The organism is Saccharomonospora sp. NPDC046836, assembly GCF_040645195.1.
Classification (GTDB): domain Bacteria; phylum Actinomycetota; class Actinomycetes; order Mycobacteriales; family Pseudonocardiaceae; genus Prauserella_A.
In genome coordinates this window covers 19,701-41,770 of record NZ_JBEYXW010000037.1, presented here as the reverse complement: position 1 = coordinate 41,770, position 22,070 = coordinate 19,701, and the positions used below count along the sequence as shown (strand labels likewise).

At 68.3% G+C, this 22,070-nt stretch carries 17 protein-coding genes and 2 pseudogenes; 7 read left to right on the top strand and 12 right to left on the bottom strand.

The window, feature by feature from the left end; translation table 11 throughout:
• Positions 1 to 162: 162 nt before the first annotated feature.
• A pseudogene (locus ABZ863_RS29365) lies at positions 163 to 348 on the bottom strand (transposase family protein); the annotation flags it as partial.
• 397 nt (positions 349 to 745) lie between these two features.
• Between ABZ863_RS29365 and ABZ863_RS29360 the strand changes: the two are divergent.
• Complete coding sequence (locus ABZ863_RS29360; protein WP_358542174.1) at positions 746 to 1,501, top strand: transposase family protein; 756 nt, start codon at positions 746 to 748, stop codon at positions 1,499 to 1,501.
• 320 nt (positions 1,502 to 1,821) lie between these two features.
• Here ABZ863_RS29360 and ABZ863_RS29355 read toward each other — a convergent pair whose 3' ends face one another.
• Complete coding sequence (locus tag ABZ863_RS29355) at positions 1,822 to 3,264, bottom strand: NAD(P)/FAD-dependent oxidoreductase (protein ID WP_358542171.1); 1,443 nt, start codon at positions 3,262 to 3,264, stop codon at positions 1,822 to 1,824.
• A gap of 549 nt (positions 3,265 to 3,813) precedes the next feature.
• Between ABZ863_RS29355 and ABZ863_RS29350 the strand changes: the two are divergent.
• Positions 3,814 to 4,924 (top strand): annotated as a pseudogene (locus tag ABZ863_RS29350) (IS110 family transposase); the annotation flags it as partial.
• Positions 4,925 to 5,343: 419 nt separating this feature from the next.
• Here the strand turns inward: ABZ863_RS29350 and ABZ863_RS29345 are convergent.
• Both ABZ863_RS29345 and ABZ863_RS29340 read right to left on the bottom strand, forming a co-directional pair.
• Positions 5,344 to 5,952 carry a response regulator transcription factor gene (locus ABZ863_RS29345; RefSeq protein ID WP_358542169.1) on the bottom strand — a complete coding sequence of 203 codons (609 nt, stop codon included), beginning with the start codon at positions 5,950 to 5,952 and terminating at the stop codon, positions 5,344 to 5,346.
• A gap of 5 nt (positions 5,953 to 5,957) precedes the next feature.
• Complete coding sequence (locus ABZ863_RS29340; protein ID WP_358542167.1) at positions 5,958 to 6,842, bottom strand: histidine kinase; 885 nt, start codon at positions 6,840 to 6,842, stop codon at positions 5,958 to 5,960.
• Between the two features lie 1,065 nt (positions 6,843 to 7,907).
• Here ABZ863_RS29340 and ABZ863_RS29335 point away from each other — a divergent pair.
• Positions 7,908 to 9,026 carry an IS630 family transposase gene (locus tag ABZ863_RS29335; protein WP_358542165.1) on the top strand — a complete coding sequence of 373 codons (1,119 nt, stop codon included), beginning with the start codon at positions 7,908 to 7,910 and terminating at the stop codon, positions 9,024 to 9,026.
• Positions 9,027 to 9,045: 19 nt separating this feature from the next.
• Here the strand turns inward: ABZ863_RS29335 and ABZ863_RS29330 are convergent, their stop codons facing one another.
• Complete coding sequence (locus ABZ863_RS29330) at positions 9,046 to 9,435, bottom strand: hypothetical protein (RefSeq protein WP_203213877.1); 390 nt, start codon at positions 9,433 to 9,435, stop codon at positions 9,046 to 9,048.
• A 91-nt stretch (positions 9,436 to 9,526) separates the two neighbouring features.
• Here ABZ863_RS29330 and ABZ863_RS29325 point away from each other — a divergent pair, with 91 nt between their 5' ends.
• The 3 genes from ABZ863_RS29325 (at position 9,527) to ABZ863_RS29315 (ending at position 11,173) form a co-directional block, all read left to right on the top strand.
• A complete protein-coding gene (locus ABZ863_RS29325) occupies positions 9,527 to 10,342 on the top strand; it encodes a hypothetical protein (protein WP_358542161.1) in 816 nt (271 codons plus the stop codon).
• A 358-nt stretch (positions 10,343 to 10,700) separates the two neighbouring features.
• Entirely contained in the window at positions 10,701 to 10,838 is a 138-nt protein-coding gene (locus tag ABZ863_RS29320) for a hypothetical protein (protein WP_358542159.1), read from the top strand.
• Entirely contained in the window at positions 10,835 to 11,173 is a 339-nt protein-coding gene (locus ABZ863_RS29315) for a hypothetical protein (RefSeq protein WP_358542156.1), read from the top strand. Before ABZ863_RS29320 ends, ABZ863_RS29315 begins: the two co-directional genes overlap by 4 nt.
• Before the next feature lie 55 nt (positions 11,174 to 11,228).
• Here ABZ863_RS29315 and ABZ863_RS29310 read toward each other — a convergent pair whose 3' ends face one another.
• The 7 genes from ABZ863_RS29310 to ABZ863_RS29280 form a co-directional block, all read right to left on the bottom strand.
• Positions 11,229 to 11,807: a hypothetical protein gene (locus ABZ863_RS29310; protein ID WP_358542153.1), complete on the bottom strand. Its 579-nt coding sequence runs from the start codon at positions 11,805 to 11,807 to the stop codon at positions 11,229 to 11,231.
• A 371-nt stretch (positions 11,808 to 12,178) separates the two neighbouring features.
• Entirely contained in the window at positions 12,179 to 12,559 is a 381-nt protein-coding gene (locus ABZ863_RS29305) for a DUF6009 family protein (RefSeq protein WP_010636356.1), read from the bottom strand.
• Positions 12,560 to 12,692: 133 nt separating this feature from the next.
• Entirely contained in the window at positions 12,693 to 14,240 is a 1,548-nt protein-coding gene (locus ABZ863_RS29300) for a phage/plasmid primase, P4 family (protein ID WP_164179158.1), read from the bottom strand.
• Entirely contained in the window at positions 14,237 to 15,487 is a 1,251-nt protein-coding gene (locus tag ABZ863_RS29295; RefSeq protein ID WP_358542149.1) for a bifunctional DNA primase/polymerase, read from the bottom strand. Before ABZ863_RS29295 ends, ABZ863_RS29300 begins: the two co-directional genes overlap by 4 nt.
• A gap of 385 nt (positions 15,488 to 15,872) precedes the next feature.
• On the bottom strand, positions 15,873 to 16,376 hold the full coding sequence (locus ABZ863_RS29290) for a hypothetical protein (protein WP_239105356.1): 504 nt from the start codon (positions 16,374 to 16,376) through the stop codon (positions 15,873 to 15,875).
• Positions 16,373 to 17,308, bottom strand: a complete 936-nt coding sequence (locus ABZ863_RS29285; RefSeq protein ID WP_358542147.1) for a helix-turn-helix transcriptional regulator — start codon at positions 17,306 to 17,308, stop codon at positions 16,373 to 16,375. Before ABZ863_RS29285 ends, ABZ863_RS29290 begins: the two co-directional genes overlap by 4 nt.
• A 120-nt stretch (positions 17,309 to 17,428) precedes the next feature.
• Positions 17,429 to 17,566, bottom strand: a complete 138-nt coding sequence (locus ABZ863_RS29280; protein ID WP_189401500.1) for a hypothetical protein — start codon at positions 17,564 to 17,566, stop codon at positions 17,429 to 17,431.
• 1,131 nt (positions 17,567 to 18,697) lie between these two features.
• Between ABZ863_RS29280 and ABZ863_RS29275 the strand changes: the two genes are divergently transcribed.
• Entirely contained in the window at positions 18,698 to 22,048 is a 3,351-nt protein-coding gene (locus ABZ863_RS29275; RefSeq protein WP_358542144.1) for an RHS repeat-associated core domain-containing protein, read from the top strand.
• The last annotated feature ends 22 nt before the right edge of the window (positions 22,049 to 22,070 follow it).

Sequence of the window (22,070 nt, the reverse complement as noted above, 5' to 3'; positions counted from 1 at the left end):
GCGCGGCTCTCATTGAGCCTTTTCAACTTGACCCCACAAGGGGGAGGGTCCAACTGCCGTTGACAGCCGATCGACCTGCGCGATCGCGCTCAGCGCAGCCCACCCTTCACGCGGACCCGTCACCCGTCCGGTGCCCACTCTGAAGAGGCTCAATGAGCGTTTTCAGCGTTGTCTCTCGAGGGTGAAGACGGCTTTGGCGATTGACGTCATGGGGTTCGGGCTGCACCGCGATCTTCGGAAGATTCGCCAGGACTTGAGCCGTGCCATACCGCGTTCGACAGGAGCTCGGGGCGTGGCCAGTGCCCGGTTGACTGTCCGTTCCGTCGGGGTCAGCTGGCCGTTGGGGGGAGGCACCCGTGTAGGCCCTGTTCTCGTATATCTACGGCGAACGGACATGTAGCGCTGTGTAACGCTCGGGGCTGCGTTCTTCGTGAGGGCCAGCGGTACAGCGGATAGCGGTAGTGGTGGTTCCTTTCGGGGTCTGTCTATCGGACTTCCGTCGCCTGATGGCTCGTCAGGGGTCTGCCGCAGTAAATACCGGATTTACTGCGGCGGAGCCCTACGGTGATCACCGCGACCTGCGGCGGACTCTCCGGCCGCCGCAGGCGAGGTGTACGCATTTACTGCGGCAGTGAGTCGTTTCCAACCTGACGGCGCTGGTCGCGTGTTGGACGGATCTGCGGAACGACGAAGCTCCTGGTAGACGGGTTCACGACCAAGATCCACCGTCCGCCAGGAGCTTCGTATGCTTGTCTACCCGTCGTCTATCGACCTGTCCAGTCGCACCCTGCGGTTCCTGACCGGACGGCTCGTTGCCCGGCGAGGAGAGATCGGGACCCGGTGGCGACGTCTGACCGCCGGCCGTCAGGCTCTCCTCGCCCTGGCCCATCTGCGGTGCGGTGACACCTACACCCAGCTCGCCGCCGGGTTCGGGATCGGCATCGCGACCGCATACCGCTACATACGTGAAGCCGTCGACGTACTGGCCGCCCTCGCGCCCACCCTGGCCGAGGCTATGCGCATCGCGCGGACCAAGGCGTTCGTGATCCTGGACGGCACCCTGCTTCCGATCGACCGAATCGCCGCCGACACCCCGTACTACTCGGGCAAGCACAAGCGCCACGGCATGAACGTCCACGTCCTCACCGACCCGTTCGGCCGCCTGCTGTGGGCCTCGCCCGCGCTGCCCGGTGCCACCCACGACCTGACCGCCACCCGCACCCATGGCATCGTCGAAGCACTCGCCGACGCCGACCTCAAGTGCTGGGCCGACAAGGCATATCAGGGCGCCGGCGGCTCCATCCGGGTTCCCTTCCGCGGCCGTCGCCTCAAGCGGTGGCAGCGCCGCCACAACAGCACACATGCCAAGATCCGCTGCCTCGGTGAGCAGGCCATGGCCACCCTGAAGACCTGGCGTCTCCTACGGAAACTCCGCTGCAGCACCAACCGCATCACAGCGATCGTCCAGGCCGTCCTCGTCCTTCATCACGCCTCAGCGTGAGGTTGGAAAAGGCTCAGAGACTGTGCCCATTTTGCCCACACCGAGGTGGGCTTCCCGCACTTCCGTGATGATGCAGCCGGCGGGCGCAGGTGCGGACCACTCGAATTACACCGGCTCTGGCTTCACCGGCATGTGCGTGGTCCGGTCTTTCGCGCGCTTCGTGGGTGGGCGGCGGTTCGCACGGGTGGGCCGGGCCTTCAGAACGTCTGGGAGGGCGTCCTGAGGGCCCGGTGGCTCAGCCGGCGGCGAGGGAGTCGTGCAGGCCGTGCGCGGTTGCGGCCTGTCGGGAGCGCGGACGGCGTAGTCCGGTCCACCGAGCGCTACGCGTGCGGGCCGAGCGGCGGCGGGACGCGGATGCCGTGTTCGCGGCGCAGCGCGGAGAGCGCCGCCAGATGGCCGGACATGCCGTGCACGCTAGGTCCCGGCGGGGTGGCAGCCGAGCAGAGGTACAGGCCGGGCAGCGAGACCTTGTAGGGGTCCCACTTCGCGGTGGGGCGCAGCAGTGACTGGCGGAGGGTCATGGCTCCGGAGCCGATGTCGCCGCCGACGTAGTTCGGATTGTACGTCTCATACTGGGCCGCGCTCAGGCCGCGGGCGGCGATGACGGTGTCGCCGAAGCCCGGCGCGTACTGCTCGATTCGGCGGCGGACGAGGTCGACAGGGTCCCGTGGATCGCCGTTCGGGACATGGGCGTAGGCCCACACGGGGCGTTTGCCGCCGACGGCCCGGCCGGGGTCGGTTGCCGCGGGGTCGACGAGGAGCACGAACGGCTCGGGGTCCTGGATGCCGCGCACGGCCGCCGATTCCGTACGGAACATGTCCGCGCGGGTACCGCCGAGGTGGACGGTGCCCGCCCGGGCGGTTTGGGGGTCGGTCCAGGGGATGGGCTCTGAGACCAGGAAGTCGACCTTGGACGCCCCAGGTCCGTACCGAAAGCGCTCGAGGGCCCTGCGGTAGGGGCTGGGCAGTCGGTCTCCGGCGAGCTGGAGAAGCCCCTTGGGGCTGGTGTCGAGCAACACCAGGGGGACGCCCTCAAGCTCGCCGAGGTCCTTGATCAGCTGCCCGGTGTGAACGCGGCCGCCGTGCGCGGCGATGTCGGCCGCGAGGGCCTGGGCGATGCGGGCGCTGCCGCCCCGGGGTAGCGGCCATCCCGAGGTGTGCGCCAGGTGTCCCAAAAGGAGCGAGACGGCGCTGGCAGCGAGCGAGGGGAGTCGGCCGACGGCGTGCGCGGCGACACCCGTGAGCAAGGCGCGGGCCCGCTCGGTGCGGAAGGGCATTCGGGTGGCGTGGGCCAGGACTCTGGGCGCCAAGAGGAGCGGCGCGGACAGGTCGTCGGGAACGCTGCGCTGGCCGGACAGGATCAGGTCGACGACACCCTGGCTGTGCGCGGCGAGCGGCGCCATGAGGCGCCGCCATCGTCCGCCGTCCGCGCCGAGGTGGGCACTGGTTTCGGCGAGGTCGCGGTGGGCGAGGACGGTGTCCTCGCCGAGCAGCGGGTGGGCGTAGGGGATCTCGGGCTGGAGCAGGTCGACACCGCGGGCGGGCAGGTCGAACTCCCGGAAAAAACGAGACGCCGCCGCCATGGGGTGCACCGCCGAACAGATGTCGTGCACCACGTCGGAGTCGAAGAGCGACTCGGTCCGCAGACCGCCGCCGATCGTGTCGTGCGCCTCATAGAGTTCGACGCTGAGGCCCGCCCGCAAGAGCGTGACAGCGGCGGCGAGCCCGTTGGGGCCCGTGCCGACAATCGCCGCATCGGTCATACGACGCACCCTCTCGCTGGTCTCACGGAGGGCCCGCACCGGACCCTCCGTCGTGCACATGCAGTGATACAACCAGCACCCGAGCATCCTTGTTATGGCGCAGGTCACACTCGCAGCTGGAGCGGACTACTCCGACCGCTTGACGCGCGCGTCCTGCCGTGTGACAGGTGCCACCCCGGGCCGTGACGCGGTTGCCACCTCGGCCCCTTGGCTCCGCCGCCAAGGCCGGAAGCGTGAACCTCCTTCGCCCCGGTAGTGTGAGCGATGCCATACGCATGCGCGTCTGTGCTGAGCGGAAGGGCAGCCCTCCCGTACCGGGTCGGCGGCGGCACCGGAAGTCGTCCGCCAGCAAACCGCCCCTCGTTATGGTTTCCGCGGTCCTACAAGAGGGCCGCTCTCCTCCGGGCCCGGCATGGCTGTGTCCCCCTGTCCTCGATGACCTGGGGGTGCAGGGGGTGTTCATCGGGCCCGAGAGGTGTTGTCGGAGACACTGATGAGAGGTTCGGCCACCGTCCGGTCCGGCGCAATGCCGGGCAGTACGCGGAGGGCAGAGTCTTCGACAAGCAGTTGCCTAACATTGCGCCGGCGCTGCGGGCCGTCTTCGGCAAGCTGACCGCGAAGTTCGGCACCCCCTGGTGATCGTGGACCAGCCCGCCTCGATCGGGGCCCTGCCGCTGACCGTCGCTCGCAACGCAGGCTGCAAGGTCGCCTGCCTGACCGGACTCGCGATGCGGCGGATCGCCGATCTCTACCCCGGTGAGGCGGCAACCGACGCGAAGGACGCCACGGTCATCGCGGACGCGGCCCGCACCATGTCCCACGTCCTCCGCTGACTGGCGCTGACCGGCGAGATCACCGCAGAGCCGACCGTGCTGGTCGGCTTCGGCCAGGATCTCGCCGCCGAGGCCACCCGCACCTCCAACCGGATACGCGGCCTGCTCACCCAGTTCCACCCCAGCTTCGAACAAGCACTGGGACCGCGCCTCGATCACCAGGCCATGGCCTGGCTACTGGAACGCTACGGCTCCCCTGCTACGCTGCGTAAGGTCGGCCGCCCCAGGCGCGTCGAGGCGCTCCGGCCCCAAGGCACCCAGGATGGCGAGAAGGCTGATCGACGACGTCTTCGACGCGGTGGACGAGCAGACCGTGGTGGTTCTCGGCACCGGCTCGCTCGAAATCGTCATCCTGTCCATGATCCGGCAGCTCGCCGCAGGTCACGAACAGCGCTGAGCCCTGGAAGCCCAGATCAACACTCTGCTGGAAGAGCACCCTCTTTCCCAGGTCCTGCCCTCGATGCCGGGGGTGGCGGTCAGGACCGCTGCTGTTTTGCTGGTCACCGTCGGCGACGGCACCAGCTTTCTACCGCCGGACACCTGGGCTCATGCGCCGGCCTCGCCCCCACGCCCATGTCGTCCGGAACCTCGTGCCAGGGCGAGCACGCACCACTGGGCGGCAACCGGGAACTCAAACGCGCGATGTTCTCTCCGCGTTCGCAGCCCTGCACGAGCCCACCTCCCGCAGCTACTACGACAAGTGCCGGGCAAGAGGCAAAGCCCACACTCAAGCTCTCCTCCGCCTCGCCCGGCACCGCATCAGCGTGCTCTTCGCCATGCTCCGCGACGGCACCTTCTACGAACCCCGAACACCCCGCCTCACTTGACGAAGAACATAGAGGCATCCCCGGGCACTGCCGTCGAAGGCCATGTCCCAGCGGTGCTGCCGTTTCTGGGCAATCTCTCGCGCGTGTCCGCAAGGGTGGTGACGCGGAGCTGACGAGCCGCGCCACGGCCTTCGCGGACCACCCGCCGACGGGCGCGCCCGGCAGGAGGGACATGCCGGCGCCGGACGTGGCGCCAACCGCCCGCCACGCAGATGCAAGTGTCAACCGGGCCGACCAGCCGGCCGACCATGGTCTGCCGGTGAGCCCCTGGCACGAGCGCGCCCTTCCGGCGGCGGCCAGCGGACGGTCCGAAGGCGCCGGGCCGCGCCGCGGGCTGCGGACGGCGGTGCCGGAATCCTGAGCCGAAGAGGCGCTGGAGCCAGTCGGAGGAGGGGGCCCGCCGCCCTCCGCTGGGTTGGTCAAATCCAGCCCTGTCGGCGGGCGACGTAGGCGGCCTCGTGCCGGTTCGCCGATTTCAGCTTGCCAGCGATCTTCGAAAGATAGTTGCGTACGGTCCCGGAGGACAGGGCCGCTCGCTGCGCCACCATGTCTATAGGGGCCCCATCGGCGGACAGCGCGAGGATGTCCGCCTCCCGCCGCGTGAGAGGGGAGTCTCCCGCCGCGATTGCGTCCGCGGCCACTACCGGATCGACGTAGCGGGCGCCGCGGTGGACCGTTCTGATGATGGCGGCCAGCTCTCTCGCCGGCGTCGTCTTGGGTACAAACCCCCTAGCTCCAGCCGCCATGACCGAGGCGAGATACCCGGGCGCCGTGTGGGAGGTGACGATGACGCACGGTATGGAGGGCTGAGCAACCTGCAGGTCGCGGACGACGCTGATTCCGCCCCTGTCGGGCATGCTCAGATCGAGTACGCAGACGTCCGGGAGGAGATTCTTCGCCATCTCGACCGCTTGCACGCCGCCGGCGGTCTCACCGACCACTTCGAGGTCGTCCTCTGTCGCCAGTAGCGCGGAGAGCGCCCCCAGGATTAGCTTCTCGTCATCGGCCAGCAGGACTCGAATGCTCACGCTCGTTACCTCTCGCGCAAGGGGACAGCGACCAAGAGGCGGTAGGTCCCGTTGGCGCGGAGGCCGTGCTCCAGGCGCCCTCCCAGCGGTGCGACGCGCTGCCTCAGCCCGGTCATGCCCACGCCGAGATTCAGGCGCCGGTCCGGCCTGTCACGCATGCCGTCGTTCACAACCCTCAGGACACACTCTCTCGCTTCGCCCGCGCCAGACAGGCTGAGCGTGATCGTGCATGCAGTGGCGTCGTACGCGTGCCGAATGATGTTGGTGGCCGCTTCCCGAACGGCCCAGCCGAGAGCCTCTCGCACCTCGCAAGGCAGGCGAAGGCCGCTGTGACCGCCGGTCACGTCGCACCGGACGCCGTAGGCTCGGAGCAGGGAGCAGGCACCTTCAAGTTCCTCGTCGAGCGACGCGGTGCGCGCGGCGTTCACCACCGCCCGCAGATCGCCCTGCGACGCCCTTGCCAGCACCTGCACCTCCTCCATCTCCTCCAGCCTTCTGGTGCGGACGATGAGTTCGGACTTAATCGCGATGATGGCCAGGTGCCGTCCCAGCGTGTCGTGCAAGTCGCGAGAGATCCGCAGCCTTTCTTCGGTCACCCCTAGCAGGGCGGCTGCGTCCGCGGCACCACTCAGCCGGGAGATGACGGAGAGGGGCCGCATCGCGCTGCGGACGGCGAGGAGGACCGTCAGAAGGACGCCTCCGGCGCTCAGTGCCGAAGGCAGGGGGGCGTGCGGGCTAGCGGCGGCGGCGACCACGACGCACGTTGCTCCGGCGGTCAGTCGGGCCCCCACCGGCAGCCCCGCCACCACGACGGCCGCGGGCACGGCGGCCATTCCCGAGAGCGGGACAACCTCACTCCGTGCAAAGGCGCCGGTGTAGGGGAGGAGCAATAGGCACACCGGCCATACCAGGGCCGGAACCAGCAAGGCGGACCGGCGGGCCGGGCAGGGGCGTCCGGTCCACACCGGGCGCAGCAACGCCCCAAGGTGAACGACGTAGAGGACGGACGCGAGGAAGAGGACAGGGTGTGCCTTGGGCATCTCCGCGATCAGGATGAATGCCAGGGGAGGCGCGACGAGAAAGACGGCCAGCGCCTGCCTGGTGCGTCTCGCGAACCCCTCGGCGTCATGGCGTGTGGCGTGCTGATGTGTGGGTATCGGCGAGGTGCGTGCCCCAAGCGGAGCCTCCGTGTTTCCGCCCGCCGGTCTGCCGCGTCGGGGACCGTCGGAATCCAATGCGAGTCGAAGCTGGCGGAGTTCGGGCAGGTGGGGCAAGGTCGGCCTCGCGGTATAGGTGCATGACGCAAACATTTTCGCCATCTCGCCCCGCGCCTGGTGGAGGACAGCTGTCTGCGCGCCAACTGGAAGCAGCCGGAGGTGCGGGGTCGTCCGGTCCGCAGACGGGGCAACCCGCGTTGCCGACCCCATGGTCGACTCAACTGTGAAACAGGACGCCGCGTTCTGTCGGGTGACGCGTTGGCTTGCGTGGATGCTGTCGGGTCGGGGGCGGGGCGCCTACGACTCGTGGGTCGTCCGGGCGTAGCGCGCGCGACTTCCGGTTGCAAGGAGCAGCGCCTGGTGGCGGCAGCTCCTAGCGTCGACACCGCCACCGGCGAAGGCCGCCCGCGAGTGCGCCGAGAGCAGGGCCGCGATGTGCACCTCTCGGCGCGTGGAGCGTGGAAATAGTCATGCCGTTCCCCCCTGAACATGCCGAGCCAAAGACGCATCCGCTTGATCAGCTATTTCGACTGAATCCTCACTGCTTATCGCAGGGGTGTCAACTATCGACGGCACCCCTTCGAGGGGCCTCCCACCTCGTGAGTGGGAGTGCTTCGAGGGAGTGACAGCGGCGAAAGACTGGGACATCCCCTAAGTGCTCTGACCGCTAGGTTCGCCGGGTTGGCGGTCGCAGCGGTTGGATGGGCGGTGATGTCCGATCCGACTGCTGGAGGTGCGGTGGCCGAGCCTGTCCGTGTGCGCAGACTGACCGACCAGGAGGGGCAGCGGCTGCAGCAGATCGTGCGGCGGGGCAGCACCAGCTCGGTGCGCTACCGGCGCGCGATGATGCTGTTGGCCTCGGCCGGCGGGAACCGCGTGCCGGTGATCGCCCAGCTGGAGGCGGCCGACGAGGACACCGTGCGCGACGTCATTCACCGCTTCAACGAGATCGGCCTGGCCTGTCTGGACCCTCAGTGGGCGGGAGGCCGTCCCCGCCAACTCAGTCTTGAGGACGAGGACTTCGTCGTTCAGACGGCCACCACCCGCCCGGCCAAGCTCGCCCAGCCCTTCACCCGCTGGTCGATCCGCAAGCTCGCCGCATACCTCCGCAGAGTCCACGGGCGGGTGATCCGCATCGGTCGCGAGGCCCTGCGCTGCCTGCTCGCCCGACGCGGCGTCACCTTCCAGCGGACCAAGACCTGGAAAGAGTCCACCGATCCTGACCGCGATGCCAAGCTGGACCGGATCGAGCACGTCATGGACCATTTCCCTGACCGCGTTTTCGCGTTCGACGAGTTCGGGCCGCTCGGCATACACCCGACCGTCGGATCCTGCTGGGCCGAGCAGGGCCGGCCCGACCGGGTCCCGGCGACCAACCACCGCACCCACGGCGTGACCTACTTCCACGGTTGCTACTCCATCGGCGACGACACCCTCTGGGGTGTCAACCGCCGCCGCAAGGGCACTACCAACAGCCTGGCCGCGCTCAGGTCCATCCGTGCTGCCCGCCCCGACGGCGCCCCGATCTACGTGATCATGGACAACCTCTCCGCCCACAAGGGCGCCAAGATCCGCCGGTGGGCGTGGAAGAACAACGTTGAGCTGTGCTTCACCCCGACGAACGCCTCCTGGGCCAATCCGATCGAGGCGCACTTCGGGCCGCTGCGGCAGTTCACCCTGGCCGACTCAAACCACCCCAACCACACCGTTCAGACCCGCGAGCTGCACCGCTATCTGCGCTGGCGCAATGCCAACGCCCGCCACCCCGACCTCCTGGCCGCCCAACGCCGCGAACGAGCCCGCATCCGCAGCGAGAAGGGCCTCCGTTGGGGCGGCCGACCGTTGGCGGCGGCCTGAGGCTTCCCGCCATGACGGCCTACTCGGCCATCTCCTCGGGAGGAAGACGAGTGATCTTCTTTCCCGCTTCGGTCTCGACCAGGGTCAACGCGCCAATCCAGTTCCCGTCTTCGGGATACTCCCAGTTGGCCGCGTCTTCGAGAATCGCCGGAAGCTGATCACGAGGCACCAGCTCGCCGGACTGGACGCCGTTCTCCCCGGAGGGGGAGGTCCACGGCGCGAGTCGGCGGACCTCGATCCACCCACGATCGATGAGAGCGAGCAAGACTCCCGCCAGCTCGTTGACCGGTCGGGACTGGTCGGCTTCGTCGAGATCTCCCCAGACACCAGCCAGGATGTCGATCTCATAAGAATTGACCATGAAGGCTTCTTCAGACTTGGTCAATGCGTCCCGCTCTTGCTTGCTCACTCAGCAATCGTCGCAGAGCCGGGGCACGACAGTCTGCTACACCACCGACCGGCCATCCCAACTCGGAGCTCACCCTGACCGCCCGGACCCGGTGAACCTTCGCGGTCACAGCACTAGCGAGGAAGCAGCCGAACTGCTGCTCCGCCTCCGTAACGACACCCACCGCATCACCCGCCGAATCGAGCAACGCCGTAGCACCGGCATCCGCCTCCCCGCCGCCGTGCTGCTCAAGGCCATGGCAGACAGCTACGGGCAGCTGACCGCCGAACCGGAAATGATGGGCCTGGTCAACAGCGGCATGAGCCTGCAGTTCCTGGCCCGGGACCTCCTCACCGACCTCCCACCAGAACAAAGGGCCCCGGTACTGGCCGCCATGGCCGCCACCCCCGACGGAGCGGTCCTGGCCACCCGGACCCTGCACCGCGTCACCAACCCGGACAACAACGACTCCGAGGAAGTACAGACCGCCGAAGACTGGTCTCTTCAGGCCCGCGACGCCGTAACCGAGCAGATCGCCCAGCATCTCGTGCCCACCACGGGACGACCTGCTGAGGAACTCACCGAGTCCGACACCGACCTGATCTGGATGTGGCGCCACACCCACCCCGAAACCCTGCGCCCCTGGCTACGCCAACGCCTCAACAACGGATGGGAACCCCTCCCCCTCCTGGGCAAACTCCTCCACACCACGTCACGCCCGCACCGCCTGATCGACGAGAGTGTCCTAGCCGGCCTCGACGCGATGTTCGGGCTCGACGACCTCTACACACGCCTGGACCCCCTCCTCCAGAACGAGACCAGCAACAACCCCGCCGACGCACACCACGCCAACATCCTGCAAGGACTCCGCGAGCACCGACCCGCCACCGGCCAGACTCCACCCCCAGACTCCGGCACCACGGCATGACCCCGCGCCCGAAGAAAACCTCGTGCGCGTTTCAAGTAGTGACCCAATCCATCTGCATGCCACCCAGACAAACTGCACAACCCCAGGCCAGGAACCTGAAAGACCCCGCCAAGCCACGCTCAGCAGCGCCATCAACACCAAAAACGACCCACGACACGAGCAACTATCGCAGATCGGGATGCGATGGACGTGATTGGCGGCAGCGTCACTGCGGCCGCCGCGCTCGCGGCCAGCCGTACTTTTCCTCACCGCGCCCGTTTCGCGGGCAAGCGTGCGGGGGCGGGTTAAAGGATGAACCGTTCCGGGTTCGGTGAGCCCGCCTGAAAACCCTCTTCACCGGGCGAAAGCTGGCAGGCCGGTGGGCGCTGGTGGGCTCGACGCCCACCGCCAGGAGGCGCTGGCCTGGATGGACCCGGCCTGGGGCGGTGTCGGTATAGAGGGCGTGGTCGTGAAACCGGCCGCCGGCCGCTACCGGCCCGGCAAAGGGGGCTGGTGAAAGGTCCGGTCCCGGCAGACGGCGAAGCCGTCGTCGGCGCCGCCACGGGGACGGTGGCGGCGCCCGACACTCTGCTGCTGGGGCGGTACGACGCGGAGGGACAGCTGCGGATGGCCGCCCGCACGAAGCCGCTCTCGGCGACCGCCCGGCGGGAACTCGCCGAACTCCTCACCCCGGCAGGGCCCGACCACCCCTGGACCGACGTCCAGTTCAGCTCAGCATGGGGAGCGAGGGCTCCGTTGGTACACGCCCCGGTCGAGCCGGCCTTCGTCGCGGAGTTCGCCGGCGACACCTCCGTGGACGACGCGGGCCGGTACCAGCATCCCGTCGACTGACGTACGGCTGCGCGGGGACCTCACCCCGGGTACGGTGCCGCCTCTGGCCTGACCGTCAACGGCCAAGCCGGTACCGGAGCACCCGAGAGCGGGCCTGCTGGGCCGGAAGCCCCAGCCCCACAGCCACAACCTCGTCCCCCAGGCCGTCGGCCTGCAGGTTGTGGGCGGCAGCACGAGCGGTGCGGGCGGTGAGCCGCTCCAGAGCAGCCACAGCCCGCAAGGCGGCAAGCGGTTCAGAATCGGCGAGGTCCGCGAGCCCCGCGCCGAACTGCTCGATCATCCCCAACAGCTCCGGGGGAACAACGGCAGCCGCAGCGTCGACCTCATCGATGTGCTGCTCCCAGTCCTCCAGCGGGCGGGACTCGTCCGTCAGCGCGACCCCGTCGACCGCAACCTGGCCCCAGTCGATCGGGTGCACCCCGACCGCACGCCAGCCACACGAGCAGTACGCCCGCGTCCCTTCCGCGAGCGGCCGCCGGCCCTTCCCGTCGTACGCCCACCACTCCTGTGTTGACGGCACGTGGCCGCCGGAGCCCATGTCGAAGTACTGGGGCTGCGGCTCCGCCCCGCCGGGCAGCGCGGCTCCGGCATACCCCTTGTGTGCGTCCCCGTACTGCTCGCTCTGCCATCCCATGCTGCTCCTCCGACCGCGATCGTGCCTACGAGAGGAGGATGGCCGCTCCAGAAGTACTACCCGGACGAATCAGTGAAGGATTGCCCGGATCAGGGACAGGTGACCGCTCCCGCTCACGGCCAACCTCCACGGCCAACCTCCACGACCAGCTGCGGCACGTGCGCCGGAGCCGACTCCAGCATGAGGAAGTCGTGACGCGGTGGGTGGCCTCCCAGAGCAGGAACTGCCCGGCTTGGTGCGCCGGGCTCGTCGGTGGCGCGGCTGGTGTCCGGCGGCCCAGGTAGAGGGTATCCGTGTAGCGGAGAGCTCGAACGTGGCGAACCCTGACCCGGAACTCATCCGTGTCGTCCCATATGGGCACAGCGGCATCGTCAGGAGGGCACTATCTCGCTTCGCAGTTTCCCCTGTGACCGCGGCGTCTTCTCCCCCACCCGGCGCGGTTCGATCGTCCGGGGGTCGACCGCTTCGCCTGGGGCGCCCTCTTTGTAGAGGCCTTCCGGGTCGTTCGGCCTGTCGTGGGGCAACAGGAAGAACGTGCGCCGCTGGAAAAGGCCGCTGTCAGGGTTGGCTTCCGCGTTCTTGTCGAGTTCTGCGTAGCCGACCATGCGTCCGTCGCGGGCGTAGCGGGGCTTTCCGCCGCGGCGGGCGCTCTTGTCGAGCGCCTGGCGGACGTAGTCGAGTGCGTCGAGGTCCTCGAGCCACACCACGTTCGCTTCGTGTGCGAGCTGGCTTTCGTGCAGCAACGAGCTCATGGCCGCAACTCCTTGTCGGTGGTGTGGCGGTACGGGTGGATGCGACTGCTCGGTGCGGGCCCGGCGGTACGACGATCTGCGGATGTTGCCATGGTAAGAGGGTTCCCGAACCCTGAGCAGCAGGCCTTGGGGCTCATGGGCGTCCGCCTGCTGGTTCGTCAGCGCGGGCGATGTCGTCCGGAAGCAGGGCCAGGGAGGGGTAGTACTTCTTGCCGCTGGATTTCAGCATTTCGGCCGGGGAGGCGAGTCCAATCTCCTGCCTGATCCGGCTGGCGAAGGCTCGCGCTGTGTCGGCCCGGATGCCCTCTGAGCTGCACCATCCGGTGTAGGTCCCGTAGAGGAGCCCCTGTTCTACGCGCAGGTCCCCGGTGTCAGGCCCTTGGCGCACGCAGCACTCGCTCAGGAAGCGGCCGATGTGGTCCTCTGTCGTTTCGTAGGCGGCTGTGGCCAGGCGCACTGAGGACGGGCCGGCAAGCGGGTCACGGCTGGTGAGGTACCGGATCGCGCCCTCGATGAGCCAGTGCAGGATGCCCGGGCCCTCCTCCTGGACGAGTTCGCCGGCCAGGTTGTCGATTTTCCGGTCTGCGACGACGACACGTTCGAAGGGGATGAGGCGGATACGTCGCCAGAATGCGTGCCCGCCTGTGCCGACCTCGGGCTGGTGGTTACCGAGGAGCCAGAGCTTGTGTGTCGGGGTGAAGCTGAAGTAGTCCTGTCGCATGCGGCGGGCCTTGATCTTGTCGCCGCCGGTGAGGAGCTTGACCCGTGCTTCGTCGAACTTGTCGTTGGGCTTGAGCTCGCTGCAGACGAAGATGCGGCGCCCGTGCAGCTCCGTCAGTTCCGTTGAGTGTTCGGCGAAGTTGCCCTTGTCCATGAGGAAGCCTGGTGGGGCTGCGTCGGCGTAGTCCCCCATGACCTGGATCATGACGTCCAGAAGAACCGACTTGCCGTTGGCGCCCTTTCCCCAGAGGAAGGGCAGGACCTGCGCGCCGACGTCGCCGGTGATGGAGTACCCGAGCAGCAGGTGGAGGAAGTCGGTCATCTCCCGGCCCTTGGCGTCGTCGCCAAAGGTGTCGTCCAGGAAGGCGTGCCAGCGAGGGGTGGGCATGGCCTGGGGGGCCACGTTGGTGGCGCGCGAGTGGAGGTCCCGTAGGGGATCAGGCTTGTGCAGTCGGCCGTTACGGAGGTCGACGACGCCTGCGGGGGTGCACAGGGAGTATGCGTCGCCGTCGAGCACATCGGGGTCGAGGCTCAGGGCGGGCGCGGCCTTGGCCTGGTGGAGGAGCGCCTTCATTCCGCTCGTCGACATGGTGCGCCGTCGGTGCTGCGCGATCTCACGTTCGCTGAAGACGCCACGGGGATCGGTGGCGGACATCTGCTCGGCCATGTCACCGGCGGCCCACAGGGCGGCCTTCTCGCCGCCCACTCGCTTCCACCGGTACTGGTCCCAGCAGTACCAGCCGAGGCCTTCGACATGGCGGAACTGGTCGCTGTAGAGCTGGGCGAAGAGCTTTGCGTTGCCCCGGTCAGTGAGCATCGGGGGCAGCAGAGCAGGTGCAGTTGCCTGTCCCTGGGGCTGCATCTGCTGGGGAAGGACCCGCGCAGGGGCAGCGGCCTCGAGGTCGAGCATCTGCTGAGCGGCGGCAGCCGCGTCGAAGCTGCTGCTCTCTGCGCTACTCATGCGAGTCCTTTGGGGTGGAACGGGCGGCTGGCGCCTGCGGAAAGGGCTGCGTCGATGATTGACTCACTGCGGCGGATCTGGTGGGGACGAGCATAGTGAGCGGCTTCTGTCAGGTATTGGCGGGCTTCGGCCTGGTTGAGGTGGCCTGCACCTACAAGGCCTCCTGCTGTGTAGGCCGCTCGGTTGAGTTTCTCTGTGAAGCCCGTGCCTTCGGCTTGGTCTGCACATTCCCGCACGGTTTCGATGAGCGATTGCAAGAGCGCCTGCGGGGCGCCTGTCCGCAGGGGCCGAGCTTGCCTGTGTGACTGCGGGGCGGGAACAGGCGGAGCCTGTATGACGTGGCCCGTGCGTCTCAGTTCGACGGCGAGCCATACAGGAAGGGGGGCAGGATCCCGTGTCGCCCCCAGGGGCGTGTAGATGCCCGCCGTGGTGCGCGTGCTGGGGGCTACGACGTACCCGCCGTGGGCTCGTACATCAACCTGCCAGGCGAGAGCGGTCCTGGGGCTGGATCCGGTCGAGGAGCGGTAGCGGACGGCGGGTCCGGAGTTGACATACCAGATGTGCAGCCCTCCGGACGGAGTACGGACGCGCAGCGTGGACTCGTCCTCGGCGGGGTTGGGTTCCTGTCTGTAGGCGGCGAGAAGGGCCAGCGTGTCGAAGCCTGATGCTAGGCCGGCCAGATCGACTTGTTCTGGGATCCCGATACCAGGCAGGAGCCGTTCACGGGCCGGGACCTGCGCGGCGTGGGCATCGACGTCCAAGACTACGAGGTTCGCCGGTCCGCAGGACACACCGACGCCTGCACTTGGAGTCCTCCTCCACCAGGCCTCGATGCGCGCCAATTCGGTGGTCGCGCTATGGAAGCTGTGACACCACAGGCCTCGTGCATGGCACGGGCAGTTCGAGGGTTCGTGGCTACGGGTACGGCACTGTTTGCAGTTGGCCACCGGCGTCTTGCGTCCCGGGGTAAGCGGGTGAACCGGCCACTGGCGGCCTGCGAGCCAGCGGGCCACTTCCGCTGGGCGGGGTTGCTGCGCCACTCCGGATGAGGCGGTGTCGGCGGGGCGCTGCACTGTTCGTCGGTCCGTTCCTCTTGTGTGGCCAGACAGGGGTTCAGCTGCGTCCCGAACGTTTCCCCTGTTCAAGGGGGTCTGCAGGAGGGACTGAGGGACTGGAGGGACTGAGTTTCCCTTATAGCAGAGAGAGCCTAACCGATGGGGCTGCCGCTCTACTGGAAGCGTGAGCATTTACCCAAAGCCAGTCCCTTGGGTCCCTCAGTCCCCCTGGAGAGACAGAGCGTGGGGGCTCGTCAGTTCCGTAGACGTGGAGAGGGACCAAAACGCCTGCAGGGGGAGGGGGACTGAACGGTCCCTTGTCAGTCCCGGATGCATTTATGCAGGTCAGAGGTTGCACACCAAGGGCTGGAGGGACTGAAGGGACTCATTTTCACAGTTACTAGCGCACCATGCATTAGGGCGTATGCCTTACGTGCGCGCGCATACCCCCGCGCCCACGCAGTTGGAACAGGGAAGTTCGGTCCCTTCAGTCCCTCCCGCCCCCAGGGAGACCACTCCGACCTGGACTTTTACCAAGGGACTGAACAGAGAGGGGGACTGAGCAAGGTCGGTCCCTTCAGTTCGTGGGCAGGGCCTGAGAGGTGCGCAGGCGCAGTGCTGCGCGCCAGCGTGCTTCGGGAGAGCTAGTCGGCGCTGGGTTGGTCCGTAAGCGCACCCGGGGCCGCTGCCCTGGGGCAGGGTCGCTTCGGTCGCCGGCGGCCAGGAGCGTGGTGACGGCCGCCGGGTCCTGGCCGGTGGTGGTGGAGATCTTTTTGACGGTCAGGTGGAGGTAGTCGTGAAGCAGGCAGGCGTCCTGGACGCGGGTTGGGATGTGTCCGCTGCGGCGGGCGACGGTGCGGGTGTGCTGAGCCCAGGCCCAGCGGGCGGGGTGCTGCTCGGTGACGATGCTGATCCAGTTCTCGGCGACGAGTGCGAAGACGTTGGCGACGGCGATCTGTGCCTCCTCGGGCGAGAGGTGGGCGGTGGCGTAGGCGTGGTAGGTGGGGCGGTGCAGGTCGTAGAAGGCGTAGTAGCCGTTGGCGAGCACTTTCACGGACTTGGTCCTGTCTGCGGGGGTCATCCGAATGCCTCGGCGGAGAGTCCGGAGGGTCGGCCCGTGTGCCGGGTAAGGCGGCACAGCTGATGGGCGGTGTCGGTCAGGCCGAAGAGCGCCATGGTCACGTGGCGGACCACGGTCCAGGCGGGTGTGCCAGGACCGTGGAATGCCTGGGCGAGCTCTGCTGAGGTGATGCTGTGATGGGTCGAGGCGAGGATGGACTCCTGGGAAGGGGCGCCGTCCGCGTACCGCAAAGCCCGCAGGTAGGCGCGTAGGGCCTCCGCGGCGTGCTCGGCCGGAGGGAGCACGCCGGTCGCGGTGTCCCACAGCGGCTTGATCAGGTGCGCGTCACGGCCACAGATGTCGGCGACCGTCTTGGCCTGCCCCCAGGACGCTTGCCGTTCCCCGGAGAGGTACCGCGAGACGAGCGAGGGGTCGACGTGCATCTTCGCGGCCAGGGTCCGCTGCTGGACCCCGGCCTCGGCCTGCATGCGGCTGAGGGCGCATGCCTGGCGCTGGATCGGTGTGCGCAATCTGTTCAGCGTCTTCTTCGCGACGGTCGCCTCCTCGGGGGGCTGGGCGGCCATCAGCGCCCGCTCCGGCCGACGCCGGTGCGACAGGGCGGTGTCCACCTTGCCGGGCGGGTACTTCTTGCGCACCCTGTCCTCGGTGCGGCCAAGGACAGGGGCGAGAACGGCGAGCGGCTTGCCCTCCGAGCGTTGGGCGACGACGAGCGCGGAGATGCCTTCCTCGGCCAGGCGGGCGAGATCCGTGAAACGCGCGAGCTGATCGGCCACGGACACGGAGGAGACCATGCACATCTTGTGGCTGAGCTCGTCGGCGACGATGGCGCAGTCTTCGGCGATGTCTCGGGCGGCGTCCAGGCAGCGAGCGGCACGGTCGTAGTCGACGGCCGGCCCGGGACGGGGCGACTTGTCGGAGTGGTGAGCGGGCACGGGTACCTCTTTCGGGTCCCTGGGGCGGGCATCTACGCCCGCCCCGATCGGCGGCGGCAGGGAGTTCATCTCCGGAGAGGTGTGGCCCGCCCTGCAGGGCGGGCCACACTGGTTCGCGGGTCAGCGGCTGCGGACCCTGCGATAGACCAGGGACGATCCGTGCGCGGCCGTCAGGAGCAGCGCGAGCACGGGCAGCTCTCGGGGGCCGAAAGAGGTCGCGAAGGCGACGGTGGGCACGAAAACGGCGATTACATGCATGCTCCCGCGCAGCGTGACAGCCGTGGCATGCCACCCGGAGGTTTCAACGGGGCGCGGAGCAGGGATGATACGTTCGCCGCTGAGTTTCCCCGCAACTGCCTTGGCAGGCACGGGGAGGCTGGCACGACGGCAGCACGACATGAGGATCCCCCTCAGGGTTGAGTTGGCGTAGCAGAGCGACAAGAGACCCCGGCGAGCGAGGCAGCCAAACCAGCAGCCGGGGTCTTTGCCGTCCCGGCGGGAAGCCGGGGATCGGACAGTACTACCTACTGCGCTCGCTCGACGCCGCTGCGTAGTATCGCGGGCGCCGACACCCACGAATCTCCGTCGGCATCCGGCCCGGCCGCTTTCGATCGATTCTGTTCGCAATCGACCGCCCAAAAGCCGCAAAGCCGGAGCTACTGTCCTCGATCTTGGGGTCTGAGCGTCGGTGTGCGCCCCCATGGCGCGCCGGGGCGTGCGCCCCGCGCAGCCAATGGTGGGCTGGGAGAATTGTCAACGGGCCGCCAGGAAACCGTTGCGGTGCCGCACCAGACCGCAGGTTCTCCAGGTGCTGCGCCACGACCACCGGATGGCCGGCCTTCTCGGCAAGGGCCCGGCGCAACGCGGCCGCGCCAAACACCTCAGCCTGACGGCGCCGCTGGCGCCGCTCGGACCGGGTGACGTCGAAGGGGGGCGGCGTACCGTCCGGCACCACGACGTTGGTCTCGGGAAACGGTCGGCGGGACATGTCCCGCATCGCGGCGGATTTCCGCTCCACCGCTGCCGCGATGCCAGGGTTCGCTCAGTGCGACGACGCCGCCTCCTGGTGCGCGGAGCCCGGCGAGCGAGGCTGCTGGCTCCGGGTCGGCGTCGGCTGGCTCGGGCACCGACACCGTGCTGGGCGCCGCCCCGAGGGGCGTTTCTGGGCCACGTTCTTGAGCCGAGGTTTGGCGGCATCCCCTGCCTTTCCCTTGATGCACCTTGGTTTCCGGTTGGGGAGCGGGGCTGAGCGTGCTGGCTGATTCTGGCGGGAATGGCGCAGGACTTCGGGGGAAGCTGGTCGCTTCTTGTGAAGGCCACGTGACAGCTTGTGTGGCTCCGGTGACCGTCGTGGTCATCGTGTCGACGCCTTCTCGTGGGGGGAAGCCCGTGTTCTCGCGTGCCCTCGGCACGTCTCTTCGACGTGCCCGCAGATCGATACGCCCCGTAGCCCCAGCCGTCACTTCATCGCGCCGTACCGCCCGTTACGGGCTGGTCGCCGCTGTCGCGGCCCTGTCGCTGGCGGCACCGCTGGCTCCGGCGCTGGCCGCGCACGCCGACCCGGGCCCCGGCTCGGCGTGGGGCAAGGAGGCCGAGCCGCTCGCCGTGCCGCCGGTGGAGGTCGGCGCGACCAAGCCCGTGGCCGGTACACCCGAGGCCGAGCCGGACGCGGAACTCGCCGCCTGGCGCGCCGAGCAGAAGGAGCGCGCCCGTACCGGCGAGAGCCCGGCCCAGTCCGCGCGGGCTCGTGCGGACGCCTCCGCGTTCGTCCCGCAGGGCCAGGGTGCCGTGCCCTGGCACCAGATCACCGACTTCCGCGTGAGCGACTCCCTGGTGGCCCGGATCAACCTCTCCACCGGCAACCTCATGCTGGCGGCGACCGACTTCGAGATCGCCGGCGTCGGCAAGCAGCTGCGGCTGGCACGTACCTACAACTCCTTCGACGCCCCCTGGGGCAAGGTCTCCCAGCGCTGGTGGCAGGAGTACGAGCGCTACGCGCAGATCCTCGACGGCGAGGTCGTCCTGCACGACGCGACCGGTGACTCGCCCCGCTTCACCGAGGGCTCGGGCGGCGCGTTCACCACGCCGAAGGGCTACTCCAAGGACCTGAAGCGCAACGCCGACGGCACGTACACCCTCACCGACCGCAAGTCCGGCACCAAGGACACCTACGACGAGCACGGCACCCTCACCAAGGTCACCGACCGCAACAAGGGTGCCGTCACCGTCGCCCAGCACGACCAGGGCACCGAGCACAAGGGCTTCAAGATCACAGAGGCCCGCTCGGGTCGCTGGATCGACCTCGTGAAGACCGACGCTTCCCAGTGGCAGGCGAAGGACCACACCGGCCGCACCGCCGTCTTCGACCTCAACAGCACCGGCGATCTCACGAAGACCACCGACACCGAGGGCAAGACGACCACCTTCGGCTACGACTCCTCCCGCCGCCTCACCAAGATCACCACCCCCGAGGGCCGGGTCACGGCCTTCACCTACGACGCCGCCAACCGCGTCCGCTCCATGCTCCGGGCCACCGACTTCAACGGCTCGGAACACACCGGCCCCACCTACACCTACGCCTACTCCCAGCCCGACCCGGCCGCCGCCGGCACGACGACCGTCACCGACCCCGAGAAGCACCCCACGAAGTACACCCACAACGCCTCCGGCGGCGTCACCGAGGTCGAGGACGCGCTCAAGCACACCCGTTCGCGCACCTTCGACGCCCAGCACAACGTCGACACGGCCACCGACGCCATGGGCGCCGGTTCCAACCCGGGCAACGTCACCACCTACGGCTGGGACCCGCGCAACAACCCGACCGCGTCCACCCTGCCGACCGGCGCCACCGCATCCCTCACCGGCTATCAGACGATCTCCGGCGCCGACCTCCCCGGCACCCTGACCACCGCCGACGGCGAGAAGACGAACTACGGCTACGACGCCGCTGGCAACACCACCTCCGTCGCCGTCACCGGGACCGGTGGTGGCAAGCAGACCTTCACCCACAACCCGGCCAGCGTCACCTGCGGCGGCTTCGAGGGCCAACGGTGCAAGGCCACCACGGAGATGACCACCACCAAGTCGGTCTCCACCGCCTTCACCTACGACGCCCAGGGCAACCTGACCAAGGTCACCCCACCCGCACCCCTCGGCACCACCACCTACACCTACGACGCGCTGGGCCGCCCCGAGACGGTCACCGACGGCCGCGGCATCAAAACCGTCTACGCCTACGACCACCGCGACCGCGTCACCAAGGTCTCCACTCCTCGCACCATCGTCACCTACTCCTACGACGGCGACGGCAACCTCACCCAGCGCTCGGACGCCACCGGCGTCGTCACATACGCCTTCGACCCCCTCTCCCGCGAGACCGTCCGCACCCTGCAGAACGGCTCCCAGACCCGCCTGACCTACACCCCCGCCGGAAACGTCGCCACCTACCAGGACCCCCAGGGCACCACCCACTACAGCTGGAACGACGTCAACAAACTCACCACCCTCAAGGACCCCCAGGGCAGGACCACCACCTACCGGTACGACGCCAACGACGCCCGCATCACCACGACCTACCCCGGCGACACCGTCCAGAAGGTCACCCTCGATAACTCCGGTCGCCCCACCACCATCAAGGCCACCAGCCCCAAGGGCACCCTGACCGACCTCACCTACTCCTACGCCGCCGCCGGCAAGGACAGCACCAAGATCCGCACCCGCACCGACAATGCCGCCGGCCTGAAGACCACCTACACCTACGACTCCGCGGGCCGCTTCTCCTACGCCGCCGAGACCAAGGGCACCACCCAGACCGAAGCCTGGCAGTACTGCTACGACCGCGCCGGCAACCTCACCTCCCAGGGCATCACCGAAGGCTGCCCCCGCGGCACCACCTACACCTACAACGACGCCCAGCAACTCACCTCGAAGAACGGCACCACCAACGGCTGGTCCTACGACAAGGCCGGCAACGAACTCGCCGCAGCCTCCACCGACACAGCCGCCCGCACCGGCGAGACCTGGTCCGACCTCTCCCAGCTCACCTCCCTCACCGTCGGGGGCAAGACCTACCCGGGCCAGTACGCCTCCACCGACCAGTCGGAACGCATCGCCCTCGGCGACACCTTCTTCCACAACGGCCCCCTCGGGCTGGCCGCCACCTCAACAGCCGGTGCCGATACCGGGTTCACCCGCGAACCCGGGGGAACCCTCAACTCCATGACCGTTGACGGCAGGGCGTACTACTACCTCACCGACGCCCTCGGCTCCGTCATCGCCACCGCCGATGAAACCGGCGCCAAGACCAACGCTTACGCCTACAGCCCTCGAGGCGTCACCCGCACCACCCACACCACCGAAAAGATCCCCCAGCCCTACCGCTTCACCGCCGGCTACCAGGACCCCACCGGCCTTTACCACTTCGCCGCCCGGTACTACGACCCCCACATCGGCCGCTTCACCCAGCCCGACCCCTCCGGCCTGGAGAAGAACCCCTACCTCTACGCCGAAGGCGACCCCGTCAACCGCATCGACCCCACCGGTCTTTATGACGTGGATGATTGGTTCGGTGACGTTGGCAAATTCGCTGGCGGAGGCACCGGGGTCGGCGCAGCAATCGGATGCATCGCCACAATCGCAGCGGGCTGCGCTGGCGGGGCTGGAACAGGCGCAGCTGTCGGCGCTGCGTTTGGCGGAATGATGGGGATCGGGTATGCCACCACCAAGTGGATACTTTCGTGAAAGAGAAGGAGGATGCCGAAGG

Coding starts and splice junctions, on each gene's coding strand:
- ABZ863_RS29290 (WP_239105356.1), bottom strand. CDS start 16,376: ATGACCCCCGCAGACAGGACCAAGTCCGTGAAAGTGCTCGCCAACGGC.
- ABZ863_RS29295 (WP_358542149.1), bottom strand. CDS start 15,487: ATGCTCACGCTTCCAGTAGAGCGGCAGCCCCATCGGTTAGGCTCTCTC.
- ABZ863_RS29305 (WP_010636356.1), bottom strand. CDS start 12,559: ATGAGCTCGTTGCTGCACGAAAGCCAGCTCGCACACGAAGCGAACGTG.
- ABZ863_RS29355 (WP_358542171.1), bottom strand. CDS start 3,264: ATGACCGATGCGGCGATTGTCGGCACGGGCCCCAACGGGCTCGCCGCC.
- ABZ863_RS29360 (WP_358542174.1), top strand. CDS start 746: ATGCTTGTCTACCCGTCGTCTATCGACCTGTCCAGTCGCACCCTGCGG.
- ABZ863_RS29310 (WP_358542153.1), bottom strand. CDS start 11,807: ATGGGATGGCAGAGCGAGCAGTACGGGGACGCACACAAGGGGTATGCC.
- ABZ863_RS29300 (WP_164179158.1), bottom strand. CDS start 14,240: ATGAGTAGCGCAGAGAGCAGCAGCTTCGACGCGGCTGCCGCCGCTCAG.
- ABZ863_RS29280 (WP_189401500.1), bottom strand. CDS start 17,566: ATGCATGTAATCGCCGTTTTCGTGCCCACCGTCGCCTTCGCGACCTCT.